The organism is Pedobacter ginsenosidimutans (genome assembly GCF_001442625.1).
Lineage (GTDB): Bacteria > Bacteroidota > Bacteroidia > Sphingobacteriales > Sphingobacteriaceae > Pedobacter > Pedobacter ginsenosidimutans.
The window spans coordinates 247,686-273,932 of the sequence record NZ_LMZQ01000003.1; the positions used below are offsets into that span (position 1 = coordinate 247,686).

Genomic DNA, 26,247 nt, shown 5'->3' on the forward strand with positions numbered 1-26,247 from the left:
TCAACATATCGTCATAAGTTTGGTTTCATCCGTTATATCTATTAAAGCATCAGGATCCTGCTTGTAAAATTGAATATATTTGATCAGTAAGTAAAAAGAGAGAATAGCCCCTTAACAAACCTGAAACGACCGATGAAAACGTATAAAATATACCAGATAGATGCTTTTACAAAAGAGAGATTTAGTGGAAATCCGGCGGGTGTAGTTGTGAATGCCGACGGGCTCACTGATGCTCAAATGCAACAGATTGCCAAAGAATTAAATAATTCTGAAACAGCCTTTCTTTTTTCTCCCGACGACAATGATTCTGATGGCTTAATCAGGTATTTTACACCAACATCGGAAGTTCCTATTTGTGGCCACGCTACAATTGCCGCGATGTACGCAAAAGCTATTGAATATAATTTAGACGCTTGTATTTTGAGATACAAAACTAAGGTTGGCACGCTGCCTTTTGAGATCGTCAAAAAAAATGAGGATTACCAAATTATAATGACCCAAGGTAAATTTGAACTCAGCCCGATATTCGATCCCGCTACCACTCAACAAATATTATCAGCGCTAGGACTTCATTATAATGATATTGATGAAAGATGCCCGGTCCAGATTGCTTCTACAGGACATTCAAAAGTGATGATCGGGATAAAAAGCAGAGAAAAGCTGAACAATCTTACCCCTGATTACAATAGTTTGATCGGTCTAAGTAAACAGATTAATTGTAATGGTTATTTTGTATTCACATTTGACTCGGATGATGATGACGTATTAACATATGGAAGAATGTTTGCCCCTGCGATCGGAATAAATGAAGATCCGGTTACTGGTAATGCAAATGGACCTTTAGGCGGATATCTTATACAAAATAAAATCGTCGATTTTAAGGATAACCTCTTCGAATTCAATGGTAAACAAGGAGAAAAGATAAACAGGCTCGGAATGATAAGCGTTAGTGTCGGAATTGAAAATGGTCTACCATCGCTAATTAAGATAAAAGGCAACGCTACGGTGGTATTTAAAACTGAAATTAAAATATAACAATTAACCAAAGGCTTTAAACATTTCAGCATAAATTTCACCTACCCGCTAAATGCAAAAAACCCACAAATTCGCTGCGGGTTTTGCTCCCTCTGCTGGCCCCCCTTCGTCTGCGCTCAGGATAAACTTCTCACCCAGCAGGAGTGTAAGCAAAAAAGCCTTACAACATTGTTGTAAGGCTTTCAAATCTGCTCCCTCTGCTGGGCTCGAACCAGCGACCCTCTGATTAATCCCGATGTATCGGGACTCTAACCAGCTGAGCTAATTCACTCAAATCATTAATTTCTAAAACAATTTTTTCAATTATTAATCGGCTCTTTGTTTTTTTAACCGTTTTCTCAACCTTCATAGCGAAACCACGGTTCTTTCCTAAAGCAATAGATTTCTTCAAAATCCATGGACGGTGTTTTGAAGTATAGGTTGTTCTTTCGCTATTATTATGCTCATATAGTCGTTTTTCGGCATCTTCTGTGTAGCCAACATAATACTTATCAGAAGAACTGGAATATAAAATATATAAGTAAAACATAAAAAACATTAAAACAAGAAAGCCCTACCAGACATGGTAAGGCTTATTCTTTGAAATTGCTCCCTCTGCTGGGCTCGAACCAGCGACCCTCTGATTAACAGTCAGATGCTCTAACCAGCTGAGCTAAGAAGGAATATTTATTTATTCTGGTTGTGTTTTCATTAATATCGATCAAAATCCTTTGATCTTTTCTTACCCTCTGATTAATCCCGACGCATCGGGACTCTAACCAGCTGAGCTAAGAAGGAGTACTGGTCGTTTCCTAAAACGAGGTTCTTTGCACTATACAGCACACATACCCTTGTTCGTTTTGGGAATGCAATATTAGGGCTTTTAAATTATTTATGCAATATTTGCAGTGAAAAATTTTAAAAAAAAATTAACACATAGATATGAGCCTGATAATCATAGGTACTGTAGCTTTTGATGCTATTGAAACTCCTTTCGGAAAAACAGATAAAATTGTAGGTGGAGCAGCAACTTACGCAAGTTTAGCGGCTTCCTACTTTTATAATAAAGCAAAAATCGTAGCAGTGGTGGGTGATGATTTTCATCAATCAGACATTAACACCTTCACCACACACGGTATTGATACCGAAGGACTACAGATTAAAGCAGGTGAAAAATCATTTTTCTGGTCAGGAAAATACCATAACGACATGAACAGCCGCGATACTTTAATTACGGAACTGAATGTACTGGAAAATTTCGACCCGATTATTCCAGAGAGCTATCAAGACTGCGAATACCTGATGTTAGGAAACCTAACCCCACAGGTGCAGCAAACGGTAATTAAACGCCTTAAAAACCGTCCGAAATTAATCGTAATGGACACCATGAACTTCTGGATGGACATTATGATGGATGATTTATTGGAAACCATTAAAATGGTAGATGTATTAACGATTAATGATGCCGAAGCGCGTCAGTTATCGGGCGAATACTCGCTGGTTAAAGCTGCTAAAAAAATCCTTGCCATGGGGCCAAAATATTTGATCATTAAAAAAGGTGAACATGGTGCATTGTTATTCCATGAAGATCAGATTTTCTCAGCTCCGGCTTTGCCTTTGGCAGAAGTATTTGATCCAACTGGTGCCGGCGATACTTTCGCAGGAGGCTTTATCGGTTATTTGGCTAAAGTGGGTACAATTAACTTCAATAACATGAAAAACGCGATCATTTATGGCTCTGCACTGGCTTCTTTCTGCGTAGAGAAATTTGGGACAGAAAGGTTATTAAATTTAACCGATGAAGAAGTTGCAGCAAGAATTCAGGAATTTGTAAGCTTAAGTGCGTTTACGATAGAAGTTTAAAATAAATTAATTTGTCATCCTGAGCTTGTCGAAGGACTTAACACAGTTGTTTCGACAGGCTCAACATGACATATCTTAATATTAATCGCGCCGTATAAATCTTTACACCGAATAATCGACGTTGCCAAAATCAATTTGGTGCAGCCAATATGGCTATCGGTATAAATTTCTCAAAAACAGCTTCAGTATGGGGTGCATCAGGCAGTTCGTCTGTTAAATCCTGTCCGGCCCAGTGTTCATAATGTTTACCGTTCCGCCACAGCCTGCTATCGGTCATATCGTAGATCAAACCTTTATAAGCCACCCATATTTGAGGTTTATCCTGTCCGTTGCGTAAAGCGAGTTGCTGTTTGGTATAGCTGGGTAAATCCATTTAATTAATTTCGGGTTGAAGATAATTAAAAAAGATTGTCATTCGACTATGCTCAGGGTGACATCTTTTAAAGGCGCCATTGTCAGTCTGAGCGGAATAGACGACAATATGCTGAGGTTATAAGCGTAATTTATTTTAGGAGTTGCGGGTTCAAAAACGCTATTTATAAATCTGGTGATAAACAAAAAGGTTTTTACCATATGAGAAATATAAGTGCCATATAAGCTTACATTTTCTTCAATGCCTTATATGGTTGATTAGTTATTCTTTTGAAGCCCAAGGTCGCTACAGAACACCAAGTTTCAACCCGTTTTCCACTTTTACGCTTCGCTGCCTCGTACCTCGTTGCTGCAGGGTAATGCTTCAACCGGGGCTAGATGGCCACAGTAGTATTTCATTTGTACGGCTGCATGGTGCACAAACCCCTGTTCTTAAACCCGATTGCAATGAAAAGCCCAAAGCGCAGCGAGGACTTGTAATGGAAAGCGGGACTGAACCCTGCCAAGAGCTACTGAACATTCGTTTCCAAAAAAATAAACAATTTTATTTTAGGCCTGGCTTTTACCACCCTTGCTTTTAAAAACTTCGTACAGGTAAATATTCATCAACAACAAGCCCATTAAATAAAAATGATCTTCGAAAGGGATAGTACCTACTCTAAAACCAAGGTTTTGCTTGTCATTATACATCACCACAGGTATAGAAGTTAAAAATCCATTAACGATATAAAAAGGAATAAGTGAAACCAGATAAGCCCTGTAGAACTTGTACATAAACCTGAACGCGACATTTACATACTCTACATAAGCCAGCACCATAAATAAAAAGCCAAAATTGATCAGTGTGTACCACCTGTTATAACCAAAAAATAAAATAGCCACACAAAGCCCTAAAAACAAATTACTTAGTGCCAGGCTATATTTTTGCAGATCATTTTTGGGAAAGTAGGCATTCAAACATTCGTAAATAAACACACAGGCGTAAGGAACCGTTAAAAAGAATAAAATCTCTTCTAATGGTAGCCCCAAAAGATTTATCCCAATAAGGTAATCGGGATTAAAAGACCATACGTTAAGTTTGGTAAACAGGACATCCCAAATTAAAAATACCAGACCTGTAATTAATATCGAAGGCAGTACAAACTTCCATTTGCTAAAAAAATGAACCTTTTTATCGAATGATAAAACTAAGGGGAAGAAGATTACGGCAAGATTGATAAGTAGATAGGTATAATTCATCCTAGAGGTGTTTTGTCAAAACTTTAACTTCTGCTGGCGTACATTTTTTACTGTCGATCATAAATTTAGCTACGTTTTTAATCAATTCGCGATCGGCAAGACCAAAATTTTCATTCCGATAATGTTTAACGATCTCTTTTTTATCCTGAGCTAAATCTTTACTGAATCCGAGGAAGGAAGGTGTATAAAATTCAATCGAAAACCGCATAAAACGGATTTCCATATTTTCCTTATCCATATCAATTGCTTTTTGCATGGTTTTGAGCGATCGGCTTACATACTTGATCTTATTATATGGATTCCATGAGTGCTTGGCCTTAAGCGCCTCCAACGTTCCGGTGTAACCCGTAATTAACGCAGTTTTATTGGGGAGTTTGTTCAGTTTGGTAAACAACGAATCGGTTAGCTTCGGGTTTTCTACCGCTTTAACCATATTCGTTTTTAATATCGCAATTTCCTGGGTAGATAACTGGGCGTAAGTAATATGGCTTGCTGCAAATAGCAGAAAAAATATAATTCGTAATTTAATCATGAGTTTGGGCAAAGGTAAGAAAAGCTAAGCGCATTTGCTCCCACTGTCATCCTGAGTGCAACGAAGGATCTCTAACCGATGAAATACTGAACCTAAACCACTACCTCAAAGCCGTTGATTTATTTCAACCAGTGTTAACAAATAACAGATTCTTCACTGCGTTCAGAATGGTTTATTTTGAGCGGTTTGAACACATTGAATATGCTATTGAACGCGAAAAAGAAATAAAAGGCTGGACAAGAGCAAAAAAGAATGCGTTAATTGAATTTGAAAACAAAAATTGGGATTTTCTTAATGATATGATTGTTGAAGAATAAATCTTTTGTTGATCTTGGCGCCATAGTGTCATCCTGAGTATAGCGAAGGATCTCCAATCGATAGAATATAAAACCCAAACCTCCGATCAAACCAAGCTCCTATAAAGACTACCTCCAATACAAAGAAAGATTCTTCACTACGTTCAGAATGACAACCAAACAGAATGACAAAAAACAAAAACAAAACGCAATAAAATTCCTTTATTTACACCATGGAGAAAAAACCCAGGGTTACCATTATTGGTGCTGGCTTTGCAGGTTTGGCTGCTGCAGCTTTATTGGCTAAAGATGGTTGCGATGTTACGGTGATCGAAAAAAATGAAATGGCCGGTGGCAGGGCCAGAACCTGGCAAAAAGACGGTTTCGTTTTCGACATGGGCCCCAGCTGGTATTGGATGCCGGATGTTTTTGAAAACTATTACAAGATCTTTAATAAAACCGCTTCCGATTTTTATGAGCTTAAAAGATTAAGTCCTTCTTACCGCATTTATTTTGGTAAACAGGACACTATTGATGTTCCTGCAACATTAGATGATTTATATGCTTTATTTGAAAAGCTAGAGCCAGGAAGCAGTAAAAACCTAAAACATTTTCTTGATCAGGCCAAATATAAATACAATGTGGGCATGAACGAATATGTTTTTAAGCCCTCGCACAGTGTAATGGAATATTTCGACCCCAGATTGGCTGTTAGCGGAATCAAATTGCAGCTTTTAGGCAATATGCGGAAACATGTTTACCAGTTATTCAAGAATGAGCGTTTGAGGAAACTTTTAGAATTCCCGGTTTTATTTTTAGGCGCTACGCCTCAAAACACGCCTGCTTTATACAGCTTGATGAACTATGCCGATCTCGTTTTAGGCACCTGGTACCCAATGGGCGGCATGCACAAGATTGTGACTGCTATGCAACAAATAGCCGAAAGTGAGGGTGTAAAATTTATTTTCGATACCGAGGTAACCAAAATAGAAGTTAAAAATAATATTGCAGAGGCAGTAATTACCAATAAAGGCAGTTTTAAAAGCGATTTTGTGGTGGGCAATGCCGATTATCACCATATTGATCAGCATCTTTTTGATAAACCTTACCGCAATTACAGTAAAAAGTATTGGGACAAAAGAACCATGGCTCCTTCCTGTCTTTTGTTTTATATCGGTCTAAATAAAAAACTAGACAATGTATTACACCACAACTTATTCTTTGATGAGGATTTCGATCAACATGCTGAAGAAATCTATACCAATCCACAATGGCCATCAAAACCTCTATTTTATGCATGCTGTCCTTCGATTACCGATCCAACCGTAGCACCGGAGGGTTGCGAGAACCTTTTCTTTTTAATTCCACTTGCCCCCGATTTAGCAGATAGCGAAAGTAAAAGGGAAGAATACTTTAATTTATTGATCGAACGCTTTAAAGATTTAACCGGAAACGATATTGGCGAAAATATTTTGTTTAAGCGCAGTTATGCCATGAACGATTTTGTAGCAGATTACCATGCCTTTAAAGGAAATGCGTATGGATTAGCAAACACTTTGAAACAGACGGCATTTTTAAAACCAAAGATGAAAAGTAAGGTAACAAATTTTTTATATACCGGACAATTAACCGTTCCAGGGCCTGGTGTACCGCCTGCAATCATCTCTGGGCAAGTGGTAGCAAAAGAAATAAAAAAAAAGTTAAAAAAAGCTTGACAAATTTAAAATTTCCCTTATCTTTATAACCACAAAACAAAAACACTGCAATAAAGCTTCAAAACACATAATCGTTCGGGGTTTGCATTTGTTTCGAAATAAGAGAGAAGGCGAATTGTTGAAAGAAAAAATAAGAATCAACTAACCAAATATATGATAAGCAAAAAGGCCTGAATTTTCAGGCCTTTTGCTTTTTACAGCACTTCTGGTTTCCAATTGCCTCAAAAGTAGAAAACTCAACCTTATTCATTGCCTCCAAGTACTTAACCGATATTAATTTCGACAACTATAAATAAAAAAAGCTCTGGTAAATATACCAGAGCTTTTGGTTAAAATGTTCTTCAACGGGAATTTGAGAATAATCCAATTAACGCTTACATCACTTCTGATGTTGCAATTTCTTTAGAATAGGTTTTTAAATATTTTTTAAGAATACCTCTCGCTACGTGGATACGCGTTTTTACTGTTCCAATCGGAATAGCTAACATATCTGCAATTTCGTGATACTTATATCCTTCAAAATAACGGATAAAAGGCACATAATACTCTTCAGGTAATTGCGAAAGGGCTTTATCAATATCACCCAAGACAAATTTACTCTCTGCCTGATTTTTAGTTGCACTATATGAAAGATTTGCAGAAGAAATATCTTCGCTCTGGGTAATTAAAGTATTTGTTTTCACCAATCGGCGATAGTTGTTAATGAAAGTATTTTTCATGATGGTAAACAACCAACCTTTTAAATTCGTACCTTCTTTAAACTTATTGTAATAAGTGATCGCTTTCAGCATGGTATCCTGAACCAAATCATTTGCGTCTTCTGCGTCTTTAGTAAAATTTAAAGCATAAGATCTAAGCGATACCGAGTGATGATTAACCAGATGATTGAATTCAAATTTTGTCATGATATTTAGCTTTAGGTAGATAAAAAAAACAAATGAATTATTGTTCGTTCGCATAAACCTAAACAAACTTAGTACCAAAATTTTCTGGCATGGTGTTAAAAGCGTGCAACTACATAAAGGCAGGCTTTCGTCACAGAATATTTACTTCTCTTTCTAAAGTGACTCCAAAAGTAGACTTTACACTGTCTATAATCTGTTCAGAAAAATTATACACTTCTGTGCCAGTCGCATGTCCGTGGTTAACTAAAACCAAAGCCTGGTTTTTCCAGGTACCTGTTTGGCCAAGCACTTTACCCTTCCAGCCACATTGTTCAATTAACCATCCGGCGGCCAATTTAATTTTATCATCAGCTGTAGGATAGTGTACTACATCGGGGTGTTTCGCCACAATATCAGCAAATTCATATTTTTCGATCACCGGATTTTTAAAGAAACTACCTGCGTTACCAATAGTAGACGGATCGGGCAGTTTGCTTACGCGGATATGTGATACAGCGGCAGAAACATCGGCAATATCCGGGTTTTCGATCCCTCTGTTCAGCAACTCGGTTTCAATGGCACCATAGGAGGTATTAATTTTCGCTTCCGTCGATAAACGGAAAGTAACGGATGTAATAATGTACTGGCCCTTCAACTCACCTTTGAAAATACTTTCGCGGTAACCGAAGTGGCAATCATCATAAGCAAAGGTTTTGATTTTTCCGGTTTTGATCTCAAAAGCGCTACAGCTTTCGAAAACATCTTTGAGCTCTACCCCATAAGCACCAATATTCTGTATTGGCGATGCACCCACCGTACCAGGGATCAGGCTTAAATTTTCTACACCTGCAAAATGATGCCCAACACAGTAGTTCACAAAATCGTTCCATACTTCACCAGCACCGGCTGTTACCAACACTTTATCATCAATCATTTCGGATTTGATGCCTTTGATGCTGATTTTAACAACTAATCCCTTATAATCCTGAGTAAATAACACATTACTTCCCCCACCTATAACCAAGAGCTTTTGAGATTTTACGATCTCGTTTTTAAATAGCCTGGCTAAATCTGCTTCAGAAAATATCTCGGCAAAGTAGCTTGCCCTAACATCGATACCAAACGAATTATATGGTTTTAACGAAATATTTTCCTGGATTTGAAGCATATTGATTCTGGGTTATGCTGCAAAAGTAAAATAAAAAGACTTTATATTAATAATTGATTGGTTGTATACCTGACTATTCAAAAATTTTGGCCAGTTTATTTTTTAGATTAATGTGAAAATCATTACCCTCACCATCATAACGGCCCGCTATTTTACCTTCTTTATCTATTAAAATGAATGTTGGATAAGCCGGAATATTGTATTGTATGACTAAATCGTCACCCTTGGTGCTTTTGCTTGCATCCATAAGTAAAATATGCTTCCATAAGCCAGTACGGTCATCCACAATTGCTTTTTGCCAAAGTTTACGATCATGATCTGTTGCAATACTTACGATTTCAAGCCCTTTGCTTTTATATTTTTTATACATTTCGATCAAATCAGGACTCAGGGCCCTACAATGCACACACCAGGTTCCCCAAAAATCCAGGAGTACATATTTTTTAGACTTAAATTCGGCAAGGCTGATCATTTTTCCATTGGCTAGCTTTGCAGAAAAACCGGGAGCTGGTTGCCCTATTTTACTTGTTTCTTCATGATCTAGTTCTTTATAAATGAACCTTCCCCATGCGCTATTTAACACTGGCCCTGAAAAACTCCGATAATAAAACTGAACAGAATCTTTAGGTAAAGATCTGCTTAAAGAACTTAACAAATATGGGCTTAAGTAAGAATTTGGATTGTTTCTGATAAAAGCTAAACTATTTTTTTCTGCCACTTTAAATAGCCTTGATCTTTCTGCATAATTTAGACTAAGATTAGCTTTCAGCGAATCAAAGCTGCCCCTTTCCTTAATCGCCTTATTTAAATCATCAATTTTATCAAGTACCTCGTCATATGCCTTTTTAAGTCTAATCTTATCCCAGTCAGTTTGAGTTAGCGATCCTAGCAATTCTGCTTTAAAAAACTTGCCGCTAAGTATGTTTAACTTCAGGTTACCAGGTTCTAAAAATAAACGAACAGACTGAGGCCCCTCCATTATATTGGTTTTTCCATGTTTAAAACTAGCCAAACTAGGTTCACTTAAATAACCACTAAACTTAAAGGAACCGTCCTTTACAAATGCAGAATCTTTATTCCCACGATATTCAAGTATAATTTTTTCTCCATCTTTTAAATCGGTTTTGCCTGATAGATTAAATCTTGAAGCATTATTTTGAGCAAAGCCCTTTAGACTTAGCATTGCAAAAATTAAAGCGAAACATATTTTCATGAGAGACGATTAAAATTAGGTCAGTACATTATTGAAGTTAATATTTATTCTACAACCTTCGTAATTCCCCTATTGAATTTGAAACTCAACTCTTTAGACTTTCCATCTTCTGATTTGACTCTCGAAAGTTTCCAGCCAACGAAAGTGGGTTTGGTTTTGGCCAGTTCCAACAAACGGTATCTTTCTTTGGTGAGTTTTGCACTGATCAACCCTACACTATCCGACTCCGCCTGACTCAAGTGTTCTATCTGACTCTCTAAGGCAGCTAAAGTATCATCTAACTCATTTCCCTTTTTGATGCTGTCGGTATAAGCTTTTGGCGAAATATTGTAAAGGCTATCTAATTTTGAACCGTCAAAATCCAAATCCTGATTACTGTTTTCGTATTTAGCTTCTACAAGCGCAATAGCACGGTCTTTATCTGTTTTTTTATGGCATGAATATAAGGCTAAGCAAATAATTCCGAAAAGAATAAATAGGTAATAATTTTTCATATCATGTAATTTAGTTTTTTAATACCGTTTTCCTTACAAATAATAACCCAAAAGCCTTGCCTTCTTTTTTGCCCCTATTTTTATGATGGATCTTATGCGCCTTCCGTACCGCCTGCAAATAGGTGTTGTTGCTTTTAAAAGTTTTAAACCGCTGGTGCACAAACCAATCATGCACTACGAAATAGATCATGCCATATAAGGTAATACCTAATCCGATAAAAAATCTATAACCAAAATTATGGCGATCGATATACATTAAATACAGAGACAGGGCAGCAAATAACGCGGCAAACAGATCATTCCATTCGAAAAATGATTTTGCTTTTTGATGGTGGCTTTTATGCAAAAACCATAGTGGCCCATGGAATAAATACTTGTGTATAAACCACGACAAACACTCCATTGCTATAATGGTAAACAATACAATAAATATGTTCATTAATGCTGACAAATCTTCTAAACGATTGGTTTGTAAAGATATATAAACAGCGCGAGAAACAAAATTATGTCATAATATTGTAAGCTTAATGCGCTTTTCAACAAACCTTTCATGACTAATCATTTTTTAGCACTATTTTTGACTAAAATATTAAAAAAGTCAGAAAGTAGAAAAGTAAAATGATTGTAGCCGATAAAAAGAGAGAGCAAATTATTGATGGCGCTATAAAACGTTTTATCCATTTTGGTATTGGTAAAACCACAATGAACGATATAGCAGAAGATCTTTCCGTTTCCAAACCATCGCTTTATTATTATTTCCCGGATAAGAAGCATTTAATTATTGGAGTAATAGAAAGGGTATTTAACGACTTCTTTGAGTTGATCAAAAAGAAATACAATCCAGATCAGCCTTTGGAAGACATCCTTTTTAGCACCATAGAAGTGAGGAATACTTTTTTCCAAAAATATTACATGTTAAGGATTACGGAAGGTATTCCTGACCTGTTAAACGATGATGTGATAAAAGGCAAATTACAGGCCCTTAAAGGCTCCGAGAAAGAATTCTTTGCAGAAATTTTTAGTCAGGCAAAAACAAAAGGAGAAATAGAGCACGATGACACTGCCCACGTTGCGGAACTTTATCTGGAAAGTTTGATGGGCCTTTGTACCATGTGCATTATGGAAACAGGCAAAGATCTTTTCCCTGATAAAAAAGCATTTAATAGAATGACGCTGAAGCAAAAGAACCTCACTACCATATTTGTAAGGGGTTTAAGGTGCACAGACTAAATACAGTGGCACAAAAGGACTAAAACCGCCTTTACACCATTAAGAAAACTTAAATAGATAAGAACCCAAAAACAAAAAAACAATACATTATGCTTAGAGTAAAAATGGTAAGGTTAATGCTCATACTGCTAATCGGCTCGGTTTTACCGCAGCTGGTGCTTGCACAGCAGCAAGTTACCTTAAAAGATGCGCTAACCTACGCGCTCCAAAACAACACCAAGATTCGAAACTCGAAACTGGATATTGAAGGCGGAAGATACAAGGTGGAGGAAGTTAGGGCGCAGGCCTTACCTCAAATTACAGGAAATGTTGGTTTAACTTATAATCCTATTATCGGCCAACTGGTTGCTAATTTCGGCGGACAAACGCAGGCGATCAAATTAGGCCAGAACTGGAATTCGACTGCAGGTGTTCAGCTTTCGCAACAATTATTCAACCAACAGGTTTTTACTGGCTTACAGGCTGCTAGATCGAGTGAGGAATATTACAACCTTACTTCAAAATTAACAGAAGAGCAGATTATCGAGCTGGTGGCCAACAATTACTACCAGGTTTTGGTAAACAGACAGCAGTTAAACGTAATTGATACCAATATTAAAAATGTTAAAATTGTAGAAAAAATTGTTTCAAACCAGTTTAAAAATGGTTTAGCCAGAAAAATCGATGTTGACAGGATCAATGTAAACCTAACTAACCTGAATACACAACGCGAGCAGGTGATCAATGCCATTACCCAATTAGAGAATCAGTTAAAATTTTCGATGGGTATGCCGGTTTCTACGCCGATCAGCTTACCATTTACCGAATTAACAGAGGTAACTACTTTACCTGTATTTACAGACTCTATCGATCTGGCAAACAGAACAGAGGTTAAACTTTTGGATAACCAGGATAAACTTTTATCACTGCAAAGAAAGGCATACGTTGCCGAATATTATCCATCATTGGCTTTAACGGGTAATTATACCTACTCGAGTCAAAGTGATGGTTTCGATTTCCTAAAATCTAATGCCGCTGCAATCGGATATGGCGCATCGGCAGTTGGTCTGACTTTAAAAGTGCCAATTTTTAATGGTTTTTTAACACGTTCAAAAATCCGCCAGGCAGATGTTGATATTAAGAAAGCAAGAGAGAGCAGAAAAGAATCTGTAAACTCGTTAAACCTGGCTTATGAGAACGCAAAAATCCAATTGCGCAACAACATCAACACCATTAAATCGCAACGTAAAAACGCAGATTTAGCGCAGGAAATTTACAAAAGCACACAAAACAATTATAACAATGGCTTAGCTTCTTTAACCGATCTTCTGGATACAGAAAATGCACTTACTGAGGCACAGAACAGCTATACACAGGCTTTATTGAATTATAAAATAGCCGAAATACAATTAATCAAATCAAACGGGAATATTAAATCGCTAGTACAATAGAAATGAAAAGAGTAATTACCATAATTATCGTAGTTGTTGTTGCCCTTGGTGCAATAGCTTATGTTTTAAGCAACAATAAAAAGAAGAACGAAGAAAAAACTGCTTTCATTGCTAAAGGTGGTGGCGCTGTTGCCGTTCGGGTTGCTCAGGTAGAGAGAAAAGCTGTGAATTTAGATTTCAGTGCAAACGGAAACTTTATCCCTAAACAAGAACTTAACTTCTTATCAGAAAATGCAGGTCGTGTTACAGCTATTTATGTTGATGAGGGTGACCGCGTAAGCAAAGGCCAGGTTTTAGCCCGTGTTGATGCTGAAATTATCAATACAGACAGAGAAACTGCCGAAGCTAACTACCAGAATGCAGTAAGAGATGAGGCCAGATACCAAAGCTCATTCTCAACTGGCGGTGTTACGCAACAACAGTTAGATCAGGCTAAACTGGCAACAAGAAATGCTAAACTGCGTTTACAGGCTTCGCAACGTAAATTAAGTGATGCAAATATTAAATCACCAATCAACGGTATCGTAAACAAAAGATACATTGAAGTAGGTGCATTTGTAAATACTCAAGGTACACAGATGTTCGAACTGGTTGATGTTTCTAAATTAAAACTGAAAGTTAATGTGAACGAATCGCAGGTAGCCAACCTTAAAATCGGCGATCAGATCGACATTAAATCTTCTGTTTTCCCAACTGATAATTTCTCTGGAAAAGTAACCTTCATCGCTGCTAAAGCTGATGCAACCTTAAACTTCCCAATTGAAATTGAAGTAGAGAACAGTCACAAAAACACTTTAAAAGCGGGTATGTACGGAACTGCAATATTCAAGTTCCCTAAACAGGCGCCAAGCATCCTTATTCCGCGCACTTCATTTGTAGGTAGTGTGAGCAGTAACCAGGTTTTTGTGTTGGATAAATCTAACAATACTGCTAAAACCCGTAATGTGGTAGCTGGCCGTATTTTAGGAGACAATGTTGAAATCCTTGATGGCTTAAAAGAAGGTGAAACTGTAATCACCAGCGGGCAGATTAACTTAACCGAAGGTACTCAGGTGAGTATTGTAAAATAGTCCGATTGGCAGTTATCAGTCTACAGTTTGTCATCCTGAGCCAGCTTGCACTGAGCGAAGTCGAAGTGAAGGGACAATATTTACTCAATTGCAATAAATAATTAAAATGAAGATAACAGATATATCTATAAAAAGGCCTTCGCTGGTTATTGTGGTGTTTACCGCACTTACCCTGCTTGGGCTATTAAGTTACTTTTCGTTGGGTTATGAATTACTTCCAAAATTCTCTAACAACGTAGTATCTATTTCGACCATCTACCCTGGTGCTTCACCAAACGAGGTTGAAAACACCGTAACCAAAAAGATCGAGGATGCGGTATCATCGATGGAAAACATCAAAAAAATCAACTCTGTATCGTTTGAGAGTTTATCTACAGTTACCATCACCTTAACTGATGCAGCAAACATCGATATTTCCTTAAATGATGCACAAAGAAAGGTAAATGCCATTCTTTCTGATTTGCCTGAGGATGTAAAAACACCATCATTGAGTAAATTCTCTTTGGATGATTTACCGGTAATTACCATGTCGGCATCAGCCAATATGGATGATATTACCTTTTACGATTTAATTGATAAACGTATTGCCCCGGTAATTTCGAGGGTGAGCGGTATTGCTCAGGTTAACCTGGTTGGTGGTTCGGAACGCGAAATTCAGGTTTCGTTAAATGCTGATAAACTACAAGGTTATAACCTTTCAGTTCCGCAGGTGCAGCAATTAATTTTAAGTTCTAACTTAGATTTCCCTACAGGAAGTGTTAAAACCCAAAACCAGGATGTATTGATCCGTTTATCGGGTAAATACAGAAGTATGGAAGAGTTGAGAAACCTGGTTTTAACCACTACTAAAGATGGGGCACAGATCCGTTTAGGTGACGTTGCCGACGTTCAGGATTCGCAAAAAGAAACTGAAAAACTGGCACGTATCGATCGTAAAGCATCTATTGCCATCCAGATCATTAAACAAAGTGATGCAAATGCGGTAGAAGTAAGTAAAGGTGTACATGCCATTATTGCCAAATTAAAAACTGAATACGCAGCAAATAAATTAGACATCAGAATTGTTAACGATAGTTCGATCTTTACCTTAGAATCGGCCGATGCGGTAATCCACGATTTAATCCTGGCGGTTATCCTGGTGGCTTTCGTAATGCTTTTCTTCTTGCACAGTTTACGTAACGCGTTAATTGTAATGGTATCGATTCCGGTTTCGTTAATCGCTACCTTTATCGGGATCAGCTTATTCGGTTTTACCTTAAACTTAATGTCGTTATTAGGCCTATCGCTCGTGGTAGGTATCCTGGTAGATGATGCGATTGTGGTACTGGAAAATATCCAGCGACATATGGAGATGGGTAAAAACAAGGTAAGAGCAGCATCTGATGCAACAAGAGAAATTGGTTTTACCGTAGTATCTATTACTTTCGTAATTGTGGTAGTGTTCTTCCCGATCGCGGTAAGTACAGGCTTGGTATCGAACATCTTACGTCAGTTCTGTATTGTGGTAATTATTGCAACGTTACTTTCGTTAGTAGCTTCATTTACCATTGTACCACTTATCTTCTCTCGTTTTGGTAAGTTAGAACGTATTGAAGGCAAAAACCTATTTGGGCGTTTCATTCTTTGGTTCGAAAAACAATTAAAGAAATTTACCCTTTGGATTACCAGCATTTTAACATGGTCATTAAACCACAAAGCTCTAACATTAGTTATGGTTGTGGTGATGTTCTTAAGTTCGTGCGGTTTACTAGTTGGTGGTTTTATCGGATCGGAATTCTTCCCTAAATCAGATAAGGGTGAGTTCCTGGTGCAGTTAGAGTTACCAAAAGATGCTTCTTTAGAGCAAACTAACTTTTTAACACAAAAAGCTGAAGCTTTCTTAGATAAACAACCAGAAATTACACAGTTAATTACTACAGTTGGGCAATCTACCGGTGATTTTGGTGGTACACAGGCTACAGCCTATAAATCGGAGATTAATGTTAAGCTTGTTGAACGCGATCAACGTGAAGGTGTTTCTTCGGATATTTTCGCAACGAAAATGAGCCGCGCACTGGCTAAAGAATTAATTGGAGCAAAAGTTAAAACCGTTCCGATCAGTATTTTGGGTATTGCAGAAAACGCGCCGATCCAATTGGTGGTAATGGGTTCTGATTTAGATAGTGCTTTGAAGTATGCTGAAGGTGCTCAAAAAGTGCTTGCCGCTATCCCTGGTGCTACAGAAATTAAATTATCGGTAGAAAAGGGAACTCCTGAGATTAACGTTCAGGTAGACCGCGATAAGATGTCTGCAGTTGGCTTAACTTTACAAACTGTAGGCTCAACGATGCAAACAGCGTTTGCGGGCAATACCGATGGCAAATACCGTAAAGGTGAGTACGAGTATGATATCAATATCCAGTATCAAAACTTCAACCGCCAGAACATTGACGACGTACGTAACCTGATTTTTGTAAACAGCGATGGTAAACAGATCAAGTTATCACAGTTTGCAACCATTACAGAAGGTTCGGGTCCGAGTCAGTTAGAGCGTTTAAACAAATCTACTTCGGTATCAGTTAAAGCACAATCAATCGGTAGACCAACAGGAACCGTGGTTGCTGAATTTCAGGCGAAACTGGAAGAGTTGCAAAAAAATGGCAAACTTAAAGCCCCAATTGGCGTAAGTTACAGCTGGGCGGGTGATCAGGAAAATCAGAGCGAAGGTTTTGGTACTTTAGGTATCGCCTTATTGGCTTCGATCATTTTGGTTTACCTGATTATGGTTGCGCTTTATGATAGTTTTATCTATCCATTGGTGGTAATGTTCTCGCTGCCTTTAGCGGTAATCGGGGCATTGTTAGCACTGGCTTTAACCAACAACTCTATCGGTATCTTCACCATTTTAGGTTTGATTATGTTGATGGGTCTGGTAGCGAAAAACGCGATTATCCTCGTCGATTTTACCAACCACTTAAAGGCTGAAGGTAAAGAGACTAAAGAAGCGCTTGTTTTGGCCAACCACGCACGTTTACGACCAATCTTGATGACAACCATCGCCATGGTATTCGGTATGCTTCCAATTGCATTGGCAAGCGGTGCAGGTGCCGAATGGAAAAATGGTTTGGCCTGGGTTATTGTAGGTGGATTAACCAGTTCGTTATTCTTAACATTAATTGTGGTGCCAGTGGTATACTTAATATTCGATAGAATGTTAGAACGTCTTGGTTTCAACAAAAAAGGAAAAACAATCGATGAGTTAATGGTAGAACCATACGATCATAAAGATGTGAACGAATACGATTTAGATCACGGACATTAATAAACATCCAGATTAACAATCAATTTAGCCCCGACCCCAAATCGGGGCTTTTTTGTGGATTTTGTTTTTAGCCACGGAAGCACAGAAAACACGGAAAATTTATCCGAAAAGAGGCATCCAATCGATTTCGATAAATGAAATGTCAAAACTTTCGCGCACGGATAATTCCTCACACCGTGGTTCGTGTCCCGCGAACCATTTTATTTTCACCGCCGATACTTAGAAATTTTGATGCCCAGATAATTATACAATGTTGTCTTCAAACAAATTATGCAGCAACATTGTATATTAGGCATTATGTTTAAAATCATTTTTAGCCTATTTCTGATCTGCACTACCCTCTTAGTAAAAGCTCAACACCCTCCTGTTTTTCCGGCGATGACGACAGATTCGAGCTCCGTTAAGGTTTACAACTTAGATATCACGCTGGTAAAGTACAGCTATAAACCTAATGGTATTAAATTTTTAGTTGTACATGACAATGAAGATACTGGTGTAAAAGCAGGCTTTGATTATATCCGCTGGAGCGGCGGCGAGCTCATCGACAGTCAATACGGTGGTGTAAGAGATTATTATTTCACCTATATGGATGATCAATATCGTATAGACCCCAATGCCATTTATACCGAAGTAGGTGTAAATACAAGATTAAAAAAAGATCTTTTCAGCTCCAACGAAGTTGAAAAAACAATACTTAATGCGGGCAAACAAATTGTCGATTTTTACGATCCAAAAGCCACAGGTTATTTTTTAACACTACATAACAATGCCGATGGTGGCTTTGGTATTTCCTCTTATTTGCCGGGTTACGATTTAGCCAGCACCGCCGATTCGGTTTACATCAACTTCCAGATGGATGGCGACGATCTTGTTTACGTAACCGAGCCAAGGCTGTTCAGCAGCTTAAAAAAGGCCAATGTGAATGTAATTCTTCAATCTAAATTTGTTTCTAATGATGGCTCTCTATCGGTTTATGCCATGCAAAATAAAATTCCGTATATCAATGTAGAAGTGCAGCATGGGCATCAGGACGAAAATCTAAGGTTAATCGAACTAGCCATCGCAGCCCTAAAAGAACATGGATTGGTGAAGAAAGAGTAGGTTACTAAGCGTTTTCATAGCTATCCTTACTAAATTTTGATATTTATGTACAGGTAGCGCACTCCAAATGAAATAATGGTTTTAAAATTAGGAAATGATTGGCCTGCGGTTCTTGGAGGGCAACAGTCCCGCTTTCCATTACAAGTCCTCGCTACGCTATGGGCTTTTCATTGCAATCGGGTTTAGGAACAAAGGTTGGTGCACCTTGCAACCCGACAAATAAAAAACTGCCCTGACCCTTTAGCCCCGGTTGAAGCGTTACCCTGCAGCAACGAGGTACGAGGCAGCGAAGCGTATAAGCATAAAACGGGAAGGAACTTTCTTCAATGTACAGGCGCTGCGCTCCAAATGATAAATACATTTTTATTTAAAAATGAAAGCCTTGCTATGCCACTCTGTTGATCAATTCAAATCTTTAAGCCCATCACAGTTTAATTTATCGCTTTTATTTTTGTGATCAGGAAAGTAATCAGCAAACCAAAAACAGAAATTATTCCGAAAGAATAACGCAGGCTTGATAGTTGCGAAACATAGCCTATTAATGGCGGGCCAAACAGAAATGCGAAATAACCGATACTCGAAACCATGGTTATCGCTTTACCAGCAGGCACTTTTTTATTGTTACCAGCTATGCTGTATACCATTGGTACGATACTCGAAACACCCAGGCCAATAAGCATAAAACCAAAAATAGCGACAATTAAGTTTGGAAATATTACCGCAAGCGCCATACCTATCGATATAATGGCTCCGCTGATCTGCAGGAGGTTTTTCCGCCCGAATTTACCGATTAAAAACACCCCTAAAAACCTTCCGCTTGCCATCATAAACATAAACGATGCATAACCAATAATTGCCTTATTATGAGGTAATTTCACAACATCTTCGAAATAAATAGCACTCCAATCGAACATTGTTCCTTCGGTCGCCATACTGCAAAATGCGATAACACCCAATAATACTAAAATGCCTTGCGGCATAGTAAAGAACTTTGTTTTCTCTACTACAGCATCTGGTTTATTATAGCTCAGCAACTTTTTCCAGTTAAGTGTAACATTGCTTAAGGATATCAGTGCAACAATCCAAAAATGGGTATACATGCCTAGTTTAAGGTTAACCAAACCGAGCGCTATTAATGCCCCTGTTAAATTCCCGATACTCCAGGCTCCATGAAAAGAACTCATAATAGGCTTGCCATAATAGTTTTCGCCCGCAACGCCCTGTGTATTTAAGGCGATGTTACAAAGATTACCCGTGATGCCAAATAAAACCAAAAAAGCTGCTAATTGCCAACCAGTAGTAGCCAATGCTAAAAAAGTTAATGCTATTGCATAAAGCGGTGCAGTTGCCACAAGCATTTTTTTACTACCGAAATGAGTGGTCAATTTTGCTGAAAAAAACATCGTGATAATCTGTCCTGCAGGTAAAGCAAAAAGAATGGAGCCTAATTCTGCATCGTTTAAACCCATTGAAGCTTTAAAAGTTGGAATCCTACTGGCCCAACTTGCAAAACAGACCCCTTGCATAAAGTAAAAGGCAGATATGGCAAATCGTACTTGTTTCGGAGAGCTTTGCGCTAATACAGGTTTATCTTCTTGTTTACTTAAAATTTCCTGTCCTTGCGTGCTTTCTTCCAAAATGATGTTTTAAATTATAGATTGAACTACAAAGTTCTTTAAATCTATTGGAAATACCGACAAGTTTTTAACATTTTATCAAAATATTTACACCTTATGGGGTTAAAATCTTAGATTTTCCATTTTTCCAGTTCATATGCGCTATCCCAAAACATCCATTCTAAACGTGTTGCCATTTCGAAAGCAGCTAGCATTTTTTGTTGAGTTGAGGCATTAGCTTGCGATGCCAGTTGATCGGTAATATCAATCGCTTTTTCTACCGCAACAGCAAACTCAACACCTGCATACATATCGATCCACCTTTTGTAAGGATTCTGGTCGCCATCTTGTTGCGCGAAAATATGATCACCAACGGCTTTATAAATCCAGAAACATGGTAAAACAGCTGCTACTGCAATTTCTACATTGGCATATGCAGCCTGACTAAGGATATAATTGGTATACAAAAGTGTAGATGGAGTGGGCTGCACTTCGTTAGCTAGGCCAAATTCTACAAAATAACTTTCATGCAAACTACGCTCGGCAAAAATCGCACCTGTAGAAAACCCGGCAAAAGCCATCACCAAATCTGCATCTTGCATACGGCTACTAATGGTGCTTAAGGTTCTGCCAAACTCCAAAAGGTAATAGGCATCTTGTGCCAAATAAAAGATAAATTTTTCTATAGGCAGCGTGCCACTACTTAATTCGGTATTAAATGGCATTGCTAAAATCTTGGCATAAATGGGTTGTACCCTTTCCCAGGCCTGTGCGCTCCATTTCATTGGATAATTAATTTTAAAGGTTCGAAAAAGTGGTTTAACGGGCCATTACCCCTGCCAGTTTTTACCTCGCTACCAGTTTGTAAGGCCTGACTGATGTAGTTTTTGGCATTTTTAATTGCGATAAGTAAAGTGTTACCCTTGGCCATTTCAGCGGCTATAGCGGATGAAAGCGTACAACCCGTTCCATGTAGATTTTTAGAAGCAATAAAGGCACTTTCCAATATAACAGGAACATCGTTTCCAGAAATAAAAACATCGTAAATGATTGGGCCGATTAAATGTCCTCCTTTTATTAAAACGGCTTTTGCACCCTTCTTGATGATTTTTCTACCTGCAGCAATCATATCATCAAGGTTATGAACCTCCTGCCCCGAAAGGATAATGGCCTCGTCTATATTTGGGGTAACCAATGTTACCAAGGGAAATAGTTTTCCAACTAACTGGGTTACGGTATCAGGTTCGATTAACCGATCGCCACTGGTGGCTACCATAACAGGATCTAAAATCACGGGGACATATTGACTATAAGTTTTTAATTCATTTTCGATTACCTGCACCACTTCTGCACGATTAATCATTCCGATTTTAATAGCAACGGGCACTATATCCTCTAATACTGCCTGTAACTGATCTTTAATCATTTCTGCTGGAATGCCATGCACAGACCGCACCCCCATTGTATTCTGCGCTGTTACAGCTGTGATTACCGATGTACCAAAACAGCCCAAGGCAGAAAAGGTTTTTAAATCGGCCTGGATGCCCGCACCGCCTCCACTATCTGAGCCGGCTATTGTTAATACATTAATATAATTCATTGCTAAAGACTTCATTTTTGTTGTACAACTTCAGGAGTCTTCAAATGCAGTATGCATTTATGCAATTATAGCAGACAAACTAATTTCCTACGCCGGCATTATCCGGATCAGGTTCATTTGAGGTTGATGGTTGGAGGGTTTTAAGGCTGAAGGACATTACCCTCTACCTTTTTACCTTCTACCTTTAACCTCAAAATGGGTATGTTCTCAGCCAACTTATTTGAAGGCACCCCTAAAGTTTTATTTTGTTTGCAATATAGGGCTTAATCTTGAAAAAATAAAAGTATACATTCATGCGTTAATTGTCATCTCGACTGTAGCGCAGTCCCGAACTTTCGGGAGAGAGATCTTCTAAAGAAGATTGATGTATCGCCTTTCGTAGATTTCGCCACCGATGAAAAACCGGCGGGCTTCAGTCGAAATGACAACAAGAGAAAAACAAAAACCCCGATTTTACATCGGGGCTAAAACATAATAATTAATAAAGGGATAGAAAGACTATATTTTATCGGGCTGATAGAACCGAACGGTACCATCTGCCTCGTTTGACACAATTAACAAACTTCTTCCATTGGGGCTATCTTTTGGTTTAACAAACAGTAAACCTTCAGGAGCATCGCCTGTAGAGAATAGTTGAACAAATTTTGGTGAGGCTGGTATAGTTACATCATAAACAGCAATCATATCTGCACGTTCCATGCCAATAAAAGCCAAGGTTTGGCCATTTACCTGCGCAACGGTTACACTTTCCACCTCTACGCCTTTATTATCAGACCGGTCATCATCATATTTACCTGCATCAATTACATGTTGCTCTAAATCTTTACCAATGTTGGCTACCAAAGCTCCTGTATTTGCGTTAATAATACTAACAGATCTTCCACCTGTGGAGTACAATTCCTGATACACTTTATTGGTACCAACCATGGTATAACCAGCGGTATTTGTTACCGTAAGCCTACCTAAATTAGCATCTAACTGTAGCGTTGCTGCATTAGGAAATTTAACCAGGTCTAATACAAGATCTTTTACACGCACCTCTTCTTTTGCATCTTTTGGTGTATAATCTTGTCTGGTATCGCCTTCATTGGCCAAGGCTAAATAGGCAGTACCACCAGCCGTAAAATATGAGATTGCATCTGGCAGATAAAAAGCCTTGATTGGCCATGTACTTAAGACTTTTTTATTGTCTTTATCGCTTACATCAAAAGCATTGTCGGCCAGACTGATATCTCTAGTGCCTAAGGGATTGATTTTGGTAATGCTTCCGCCAACGATATCTACTTCGGCAACACCATTGTTCTCCTGCAAGGTAATGTATGCTTTTTTAGAATCAGCGCTTACTGCAATATATTCTGGTTCGATATCTTGTGTAAAACTCGCATTTAAACCATAAATTCTGAATCCACCCGCAAGCAAAGTTACTTTTTGTGATTCAAAAGCAGCGAAATCTAATGTTTTTACAGAATAGTTGTCTTTGATGTTAATAATCGAAATGGTTCCTTTAGGATCAACAGTATATGCAAGGTTTGGTTCACCTTCGTTAGCCGATAAAATATAGTTTCCATCAGGACTGAAAGTTACCATATCGGGCATGGCACCTACGGTAATTTTTTTTACTTCTTCTAAAGTAGATGTTTTTAATATCACTACATCACCATTTCCCTGCTTATCTGCGCCATCTAAAGCGATTGCTAATAAACCATTACTTACTGCCACGCTATTGATACCAGCGTTATTGGGGTATAATAAGGTTTTCAATTTTGTAACGGTTGGATATTTACTCATATCAACTACATCAACCTTGGTTCCGCCATCGTTACTTACCACAAACAATTGCTTGGTCAAGGGATCGTAAGCTGAAATTTCTGAAGCAAATTCTCCACCTAAATCAATGGAAGCAGTTTCTTTAAAGCTGTCGATTTTTTCAGGAACGATAGCTTCCATCGGAGGATCTACAATCGGATCATCAGTTGGATCTTTCTTGCAGGCAGTAAATGCCAATGAAGCAATAAGGATTGCACCAAATAGTTTTTTACAGTTCATGGTTTTTTAATATCTGAATCGCAAAAATAGCCGCACATAATGCTAATTTTAGGCGCTATTTGTTATCATTTTATTAAGAAAATATAAAGACCAAAGCAAAAAGAGTAAAGGAGAAAGAATAAAGCGAAACCCGTCGTCATCTCGACTGGAACGCAGTGGAATGTTCCAAAGGAACTCCTTCGGAGGAGAGATCTATCTATACAGATTTAGCTCCGCTGAGCCTTCGGGTTCTCGACTTCGCTGCACCCGATAGCTATCGGGTCCGCTCGAAATGACGGTAGAAGCGCTAAAACAAAAAATCCCGGCACAAATACCGGGATTGCTAATCATTTTAAAAACAGATACTGAACCAAGTTCAGTATGACAGCTTAATAATTAAATATGTATCGCTCTATTATCAGTTGCGGCAAGCGCAGCTTCTTTTAACGCTTCAGTATAAGTTGGATGCGCATGGCAGGTACGTGCAATATCTTCTGCAGATGCACGAAATTCCATTGCGATAACTGCTTCTGCAATCATATCCGCTGCACGCGGGCCAATCATGTGTACACCTAAAACTTCATCAGTAGCAGCATCAGCCAAAACTTTAATGAAACCATCGGTATCCATACTCGCCTTTGCACGTCCACTGGCTTTGAAAGGAAATGAGCCTGCTTTATATTTTATGCCTTTTTCTTTTAACTGCTCTTCGGTTAAACCTACAGAAGCAACTTCCGGCCAGGTATAAACCACGCCAGGGATTAAGTTATAATTGATATGTGGTTTCTGACCAGCAATTGTTTCGGCAACATAAGTGCCTTCATCTTCTGCTTTATGTGCCAACATGGCGCCAGTAATTACATCACCAATAGCATAAACACCTTTAACCGAAGTTTCTAAATGCTCGTTAACCGGGATTTTTTTTCCTCTTTCTTCAACAGTAATACCGATTTTATCTAAACCTAAACCTTCGCTATAAGCCGTACGACCAACAGCAACAATACAATAATCTGCCTCTAAAGAAATTGATTCGCCTTTAGGAGTATCAGCCGTAACGGTTACCGTTTTACCTTTAGTGGTGGCCCCAGTAACTTTGTGGCCCATGTAAAACTCCATGCCTAAAGTTTTCTTTAACACACGTTGAAGTTCTTTACCCAAACCAGCATCCATGGTACCGATGATAGATGGTAAAAACTCAACAACAGATACTTTTGTACCTAAGCGGGCGTATACCGAACCTAACTCTAAACCAATTACACCACCACCGATTACCACCATCGTTTTTGGCACTTCTTTAATATTTAAAGCCTCGGTTGAGGTAATAATGCGTTTTTTATCGATTGGCAAAAATGGTAAAGCTGTTGGTTTAGAACCTGTAGCAATGATTACGTTTTTAGCAGTTAAGGTTTCTGTAGAACCATCGGCTTTAGTTACCAGAATGGTATTTTTATCTACAAAAGAGCCAACACCTTCGAAAGAATCGATTTTATTTTTCTTGAACAAATAAGTGATACCAGCTGTATTTTGGGCAACAACATCGTCTTTACGGGCGATCATTTGTTTCATATCAACCTTTAAATCTTTTAAGTTGATACCATGGGTAGTGAAGGTGTGAGCAGCGTTGTGAAAATGCTCTGAAGAATCTAATAAAGCCTTAGATGGAATACAACCTACATTTAAGCAAGTACCTCCAAAAGTTTTATATTTTTCAACAACTGCAGTTTTTAAACCTAACTGAGCACAACGGATTGCGCCTACATAACCGCCCGGCCCTGAACCGATAACAACGACATCGTATTGCATAATTTTTTGAGAATTTTGATTAGCCAAATGTAGGGAAAAAGGCGGAAAGCTGAAAGTCGATTAGGGAATAGAAATCGCTTTATTAGTCATTGGTTTATAAGTTATTGGCTTATGGCGCTAGCTTATGGTTCGATATTGAGGCCTAATAGGGTAATGCTGCAAAAGTTCAAAAGTCCATAGGTTGATGAGCGTATAAAAACATTTTACTTTAAGACTATAAAATGTTTTGATCTAACTCAAACAAACCTAATGGACTAATGAACCCCAAAGGCCATTATCAA

The 26,247-nt window shown here is 38.2% G+C and carries 23 protein-coding genes and 1 tRNA gene; 9 read left to right on the forward strand and 15 right to left on the reverse strand.

Features of this window, described 5'->3' with window-relative positions; translation table 11 throughout:
- Window positions 1-132 precede the first annotated feature (132 nt).
- On the forward strand, window positions 133-1,035 hold the full coding sequence (locus tag ASU31_RS05045; protein ID WP_057931289.1) for a PhzF family isomerase: 903 nt from the start codon (window positions 133-135) through the stop codon (window positions 1,033-1,035).
- 226 nt (window positions 1,036-1,261) lie between these two features.
- Here ASU31_RS05045 and ASU31_RS05050 read toward each other — a convergent pair whose 3' ends face one another.
- Together ASU31_RS05050 and ASU31_RS05055 are read right to left on the reverse strand one after the other, a co-directional pair.
- Complete coding sequence (locus tag ASU31_RS05050) at window positions 1,262-1,564, reverse strand: GIY-YIG nuclease family protein (RefSeq protein WP_209434958.1); 303 nt, start codon at window positions 1,562-1,564, stop codon at window positions 1,262-1,264.
- Window positions 1,565-1,623: 59 nt separating this feature from the next.
- Window positions 1,624-1,697, reverse strand: a tRNA-Asn gene (locus ASU31_RS05055).
- Between the two features lie 259 nt (window positions 1,698-1,956).
- Here ASU31_RS05055 and ASU31_RS05060 point away from each other — a divergent pair.
- Complete coding sequence (locus ASU31_RS05060) at window positions 1,957-2,877, forward strand: PfkB family carbohydrate kinase (protein WP_057931291.1); 921 nt, start codon at window positions 1,957-1,959, stop codon at window positions 2,875-2,877.
- A gap of 130 nt (window positions 2,878-3,007) precedes the next feature.
- On the opposite strand, the gene ASU31_RS05065 is transcribed toward ASU31_RS05060, so the two are convergent.
- The 3 genes from ASU31_RS05065 to ASU31_RS05075 all read right to left on the reverse strand — a co-directional run bounded on the left by ASU31_RS05065 (window position 3,008) and on the right by ASU31_RS05075 (window position 5,020).
- Window positions 3,008-3,250 (reverse strand): cytochrome b5 domain-containing protein, encoded by a 243-nt coding sequence (locus ASU31_RS05065; protein ID WP_057931292.1) that lies wholly within the window; start codon window positions 3,248-3,250, stop codon window positions 3,008-3,010.
- A gap of 548 nt (window positions 3,251-3,798) precedes the next feature.
- Window positions 3,799-4,488, reverse strand: coding sequence for a lycopene cyclase domain-containing protein (locus tag ASU31_RS05070; RefSeq protein ID WP_057931293.1), 690 nt, complete (start codon window positions 4,486-4,488; stop codon window positions 3,799-3,801).
- 1 nt (window position 4,489) lies between these two features.
- Window positions 4,490-5,020: a hypothetical protein gene (locus ASU31_RS05075; protein WP_057931294.1), complete on the reverse strand. Its 531-nt coding sequence runs from the start codon at window positions 5,018-5,020 to the stop codon at window positions 4,490-4,492.
- A gap of 167 nt (window positions 5,021-5,187) precedes the next feature.
- Here ASU31_RS05075 and ASU31_RS27395 point away from each other — a divergent pair, with 167 nt between their 5' ends.
- Window positions 5,188-5,337 (forward strand): GIY-YIG nuclease family protein, encoded by a 150-nt coding sequence (locus ASU31_RS27395; protein WP_157257926.1) that lies wholly within the window; start codon window positions 5,188-5,190, stop codon window positions 5,335-5,337.
- Window positions 5,338-5,549: 212 nt separating this feature from the next.
- A complete protein-coding gene (locus ASU31_RS05080) occupies window positions 5,550-7,031 on the forward strand; it encodes a phytoene desaturase family protein (RefSeq protein WP_057931295.1) in 1,482 nt (493 codons plus the stop codon).
- Between the two features lie 374 nt (window positions 7,032-7,405).
- On the opposite strand, the gene ASU31_RS05085 is transcribed toward ASU31_RS05080, so the two are convergent.
- The 5 genes from ASU31_RS05085 to ASU31_RS05105 all read right to left on the reverse strand — a co-directional run bounded on the left by ASU31_RS05085 (window position 7,406) and on the right by ASU31_RS05105 (window position 11,229).
- Entirely contained in the window at window positions 7,406-7,936 is a 531-nt protein-coding gene (locus ASU31_RS05085) for an RNA polymerase sigma factor (protein ID WP_057931296.1), read from the reverse strand.
- A gap of 130 nt (window positions 7,937-8,066) precedes the next feature.
- Window positions 8,067-9,083: a UDP-N-acetylmuramate dehydrogenase gene (murB, locus tag ASU31_RS05090; RefSeq protein WP_057931297.1), complete on the reverse strand. Its 1,017-nt coding sequence runs from the start codon at window positions 9,081-9,083 to the stop codon at window positions 8,067-8,069.
- A 73-nt stretch (window positions 9,084-9,156) separates the two neighbouring features.
- Window positions 9,157-10,296, reverse strand: coding sequence for a TlpA disulfide reductase family protein (locus tag ASU31_RS05095; protein ID WP_057931298.1), 1,140 nt, complete (start codon window positions 10,294-10,296; stop codon window positions 9,157-9,159).
- Between the two features lie 44 nt (window positions 10,297-10,340).
- Window positions 10,341-10,790 carry a hypothetical protein gene (locus ASU31_RS05100; RefSeq protein WP_057931299.1) on the reverse strand — a complete coding sequence of 150 codons (450 nt, stop codon included), beginning with the start codon at window positions 10,788-10,790 and terminating at the stop codon, window positions 10,341-10,343.
- A 10-nt stretch (window positions 10,791-10,800) separates the two neighbouring features.
- Complete coding sequence (locus ASU31_RS05105) at window positions 10,801-11,229, reverse strand: sterol desaturase family protein (RefSeq protein ID WP_057931300.1); 429 nt, start codon at window positions 11,227-11,229, stop codon at window positions 10,801-10,803.
- Between the two features lie 179 nt (window positions 11,230-11,408).
- On the opposite strand from ASU31_RS05105, the gene ASU31_RS05110 reads away from it, so the two are divergent.
- The 5 genes from ASU31_RS05110 (at window position 11,409) to ASU31_RS05130 (ending at window position 18,922) form a co-directional block, all read left to right on the forward strand.
- Window positions 11,409-12,020, forward strand: a complete 612-nt coding sequence (locus ASU31_RS05110; RefSeq protein ID WP_057931301.1) for a TetR/AcrR family transcriptional regulator — start codon at window positions 11,409-11,411, stop codon at window positions 12,018-12,020.
- An 89-nt stretch (window positions 12,021-12,109) separates the two neighbouring features.
- The gene (locus ASU31_RS05115) at window positions 12,110-13,450 is read left to right on the forward strand and encodes a TolC family protein (RefSeq protein WP_057931302.1); all 1,341 of its coding nucleotides are present in this window, start codon (window positions 12,110-12,112) and stop codon (window positions 13,448-13,450) included.
- Window positions 13,451-13,452: 2 nt separating this feature from the next.
- The gene (locus ASU31_RS05120) at window positions 13,453-14,520 is read left to right on the forward strand and encodes an efflux RND transporter periplasmic adaptor subunit (protein ID WP_057931303.1); all 1,068 of its coding nucleotides are present in this window, start codon (window positions 13,453-13,455) and stop codon (window positions 14,518-14,520) included.
- A 106-nt stretch (window positions 14,521-14,626) separates the two neighbouring features.
- Entirely contained in the window at window positions 14,627-17,821 is a 3,195-nt protein-coding gene (locus tag ASU31_RS05125; RefSeq protein WP_057931304.1) for an efflux RND transporter permease subunit, read from the forward strand.
- A 297-nt stretch (window positions 17,822-18,118) separates the two neighbouring features.
- A complete protein-coding gene (locus tag ASU31_RS05130) occupies window positions 18,119-18,922 on the forward strand; it encodes a hypothetical protein (RefSeq protein WP_057931305.1) in 804 nt (267 codons plus the stop codon).
- 431 nt (window positions 18,923-19,353) lie between these two features.
- Here the strand turns inward: ASU31_RS05130 and ASU31_RS05135 are convergent, their stop codons facing one another.
- From ASU31_RS05135 to lpdA, 5 genes are all read right to left on the reverse strand, one after another.
- Window positions 19,354-20,559, reverse strand: coding sequence for an MFS transporter (locus tag ASU31_RS05135; RefSeq protein ID WP_057931306.1), 1,206 nt, complete (start codon window positions 20,557-20,559; stop codon window positions 19,354-19,356).
- 110 nt (window positions 20,560-20,669) lie between these two features.
- Window positions 20,670-21,323 carry a TenA family protein gene (locus tag ASU31_RS05140; protein ID WP_057931307.1) on the reverse strand — a complete coding sequence of 218 codons (654 nt, stop codon included), beginning with the start codon at window positions 21,321-21,323 and terminating at the stop codon, window positions 20,670-20,672.
- A complete protein-coding gene (gene thiD, locus ASU31_RS05145) occupies window positions 21,320-22,138 on the reverse strand; it encodes a bifunctional hydroxymethylpyrimidine kinase/phosphomethylpyrimidine kinase (protein WP_157257927.1) in 819 nt (272 codons plus the stop codon). The genes ASU31_RS05140 and thiD overlap by 4 nt, the downstream gene beginning before the upstream one ends.
- Before the next feature lie 498 nt (window positions 22,139-22,636).
- On the reverse strand, window positions 22,637-24,184 hold the full coding sequence (locus tag ASU31_RS05150) for a choice-of-anchor I family protein (protein WP_057931309.1): 1,548 nt from the start codon (window positions 24,182-24,184) through the stop codon (window positions 22,637-22,639).
- Between the two features lie 375 nt (window positions 24,185-24,559).
- Window positions 24,560-25,966 (reverse strand): dihydrolipoyl dehydrogenase, encoded by a 1,407-nt coding sequence (gene lpdA / locus ASU31_RS05155; RefSeq protein WP_057931310.1) that lies wholly within the window; start codon window positions 25,964-25,966, stop codon window positions 24,560-24,562.
- Between the last annotated feature and the right edge of the window lie 281 nt (window positions 25,967-26,247).

What these genes read in the sequence shown, in the direction of transcription:
- ASU31_RS05045 (WP_057931289.1), top strand. Translation starts at nt 133, where the DNA reads ATGAAAACGTATAAAATATACCAGATAGATGCTTTTACAAAAGAGAGA.
- ASU31_RS05050 (WP_209434958.1), bottom strand. Translation starts at nt 1,564, where the DNA reads ATGTTTTACTTATATATTTTATATTCCAGTTCTTCTGATAAGTATTAT.
- ASU31_RS05060 (WP_057931291.1), top strand. Translation starts at nt 1,957, where the DNA reads ATGAGCCTGATAATCATAGGTACTGTAGCTTTTGATGCTATTGAAACT.
- ASU31_RS05065 (WP_057931292.1), bottom strand. Translation starts at nt 3,250, where the DNA reads ATGGATTTACCCAGCTATACCAAACAGCAACTCGCTTTACGCAACGGA.
- ASU31_RS05070 (WP_057931293.1), bottom strand. Translation starts at nt 4,488, where the DNA reads ATGAATTATACCTATCTACTTATCAATCTTGCCGTAATCTTCTTCCCC.
- ASU31_RS05075 (WP_057931294.1), bottom strand. Translation starts at nt 5,020, where the DNA reads ATGATTAAATTACGAATTATATTTTTTCTGCTATTTGCAGCAAGCCAT.
- ASU31_RS27395 (WP_157257926.1), top strand. Translation starts at nt 5,188, where the DNA reads ATGGTTTATTTTGAGCGGTTTGAACACATTGAATATGCTATTGAACGC.
- ASU31_RS05080 (WP_057931295.1), top strand. Translation starts at nt 5,550, where the DNA reads ATGGAGAAAAAACCCAGGGTTACCATTATTGGTGCTGGCTTTGCAGGT.
- ASU31_RS05085 (WP_057931296.1), bottom strand. Translation starts at nt 7,936, where the DNA reads ATGACAAAATTTGAATTCAATCATCTGGTTAATCATCACTCGGTATCG.
- murB (WP_057931297.1), bottom strand. Translation starts at nt 9,083, where the DNA reads ATGCTTCAAATCCAGGAAAATATTTCGTTAAAACCATATAATTCGTTT.
- ASU31_RS05095 (WP_057931298.1), bottom strand. Translation starts at nt 10,296, where the DNA reads ATGAAAATATGTTTCGCTTTAATTTTTGCAATGCTAAGTCTAAAGGGC.
- ASU31_RS05100 (WP_057931299.1), bottom strand. Translation starts at nt 10,790, where the DNA reads ATGAAAAATTATTACCTATTTATTCTTTTCGGAATTATTTGCTTAGCC.
- ASU31_RS05105 (WP_057931300.1), bottom strand. Translation starts at nt 11,229, where the DNA reads ATGAACATATTTATTGTATTGTTTACCATTATAGCAATGGAGTGTTTG.
- ASU31_RS05110 (WP_057931301.1), top strand. Translation starts at nt 11,409, where the DNA reads ATGATTGTAGCCGATAAAAAGAGAGAGCAAATTATTGATGGCGCTATA.
- ASU31_RS05115 (WP_057931302.1), top strand. Translation starts at nt 12,110, where the DNA reads ATGCTTAGAGTAAAAATGGTAAGGTTAATGCTCATACTGCTAATCGGC.
- ASU31_RS05120 (WP_057931303.1), top strand. Translation starts at nt 13,453, where the DNA reads ATGAAAAGAGTAATTACCATAATTATCGTAGTTGTTGTTGCCCTTGGT.
- ASU31_RS05125 (WP_057931304.1), top strand. Translation starts at nt 14,627, where the DNA reads ATGAAGATAACAGATATATCTATAAAAAGGCCTTCGCTGGTTATTGTG.
- ASU31_RS05130 (WP_057931305.1), top strand. Translation starts at nt 18,119, where the DNA reads ATGTTTAAAATCATTTTTAGCCTATTTCTGATCTGCACTACCCTCTTA.
- ASU31_RS05140 (WP_057931307.1), bottom strand. Translation starts at nt 21,323, where the DNA reads ATGAAATGGAGCGCACAGGCCTGGGAAAGGGTACAACCCATTTATGCC.
- thiD (WP_157257927.1), bottom strand. Translation starts at nt 22,138, where the DNA reads ATGAATTATATTAATGTATTAACAATAGCCGGCTCAGATAGTGGAGGC.
- ASU31_RS05150 (WP_057931309.1), bottom strand. Translation starts at nt 24,184, where the DNA reads ATGAACTGTAAAAAACTATTTGGTGCAATCCTTATTGCTTCATTGGCA.
- lpdA (WP_057931310.1), bottom strand. Translation starts at nt 25,966, where the DNA reads ATGCAATACGATGTCGTTGTTATCGGTTCAGGGCCGGGCGGTTATGTA.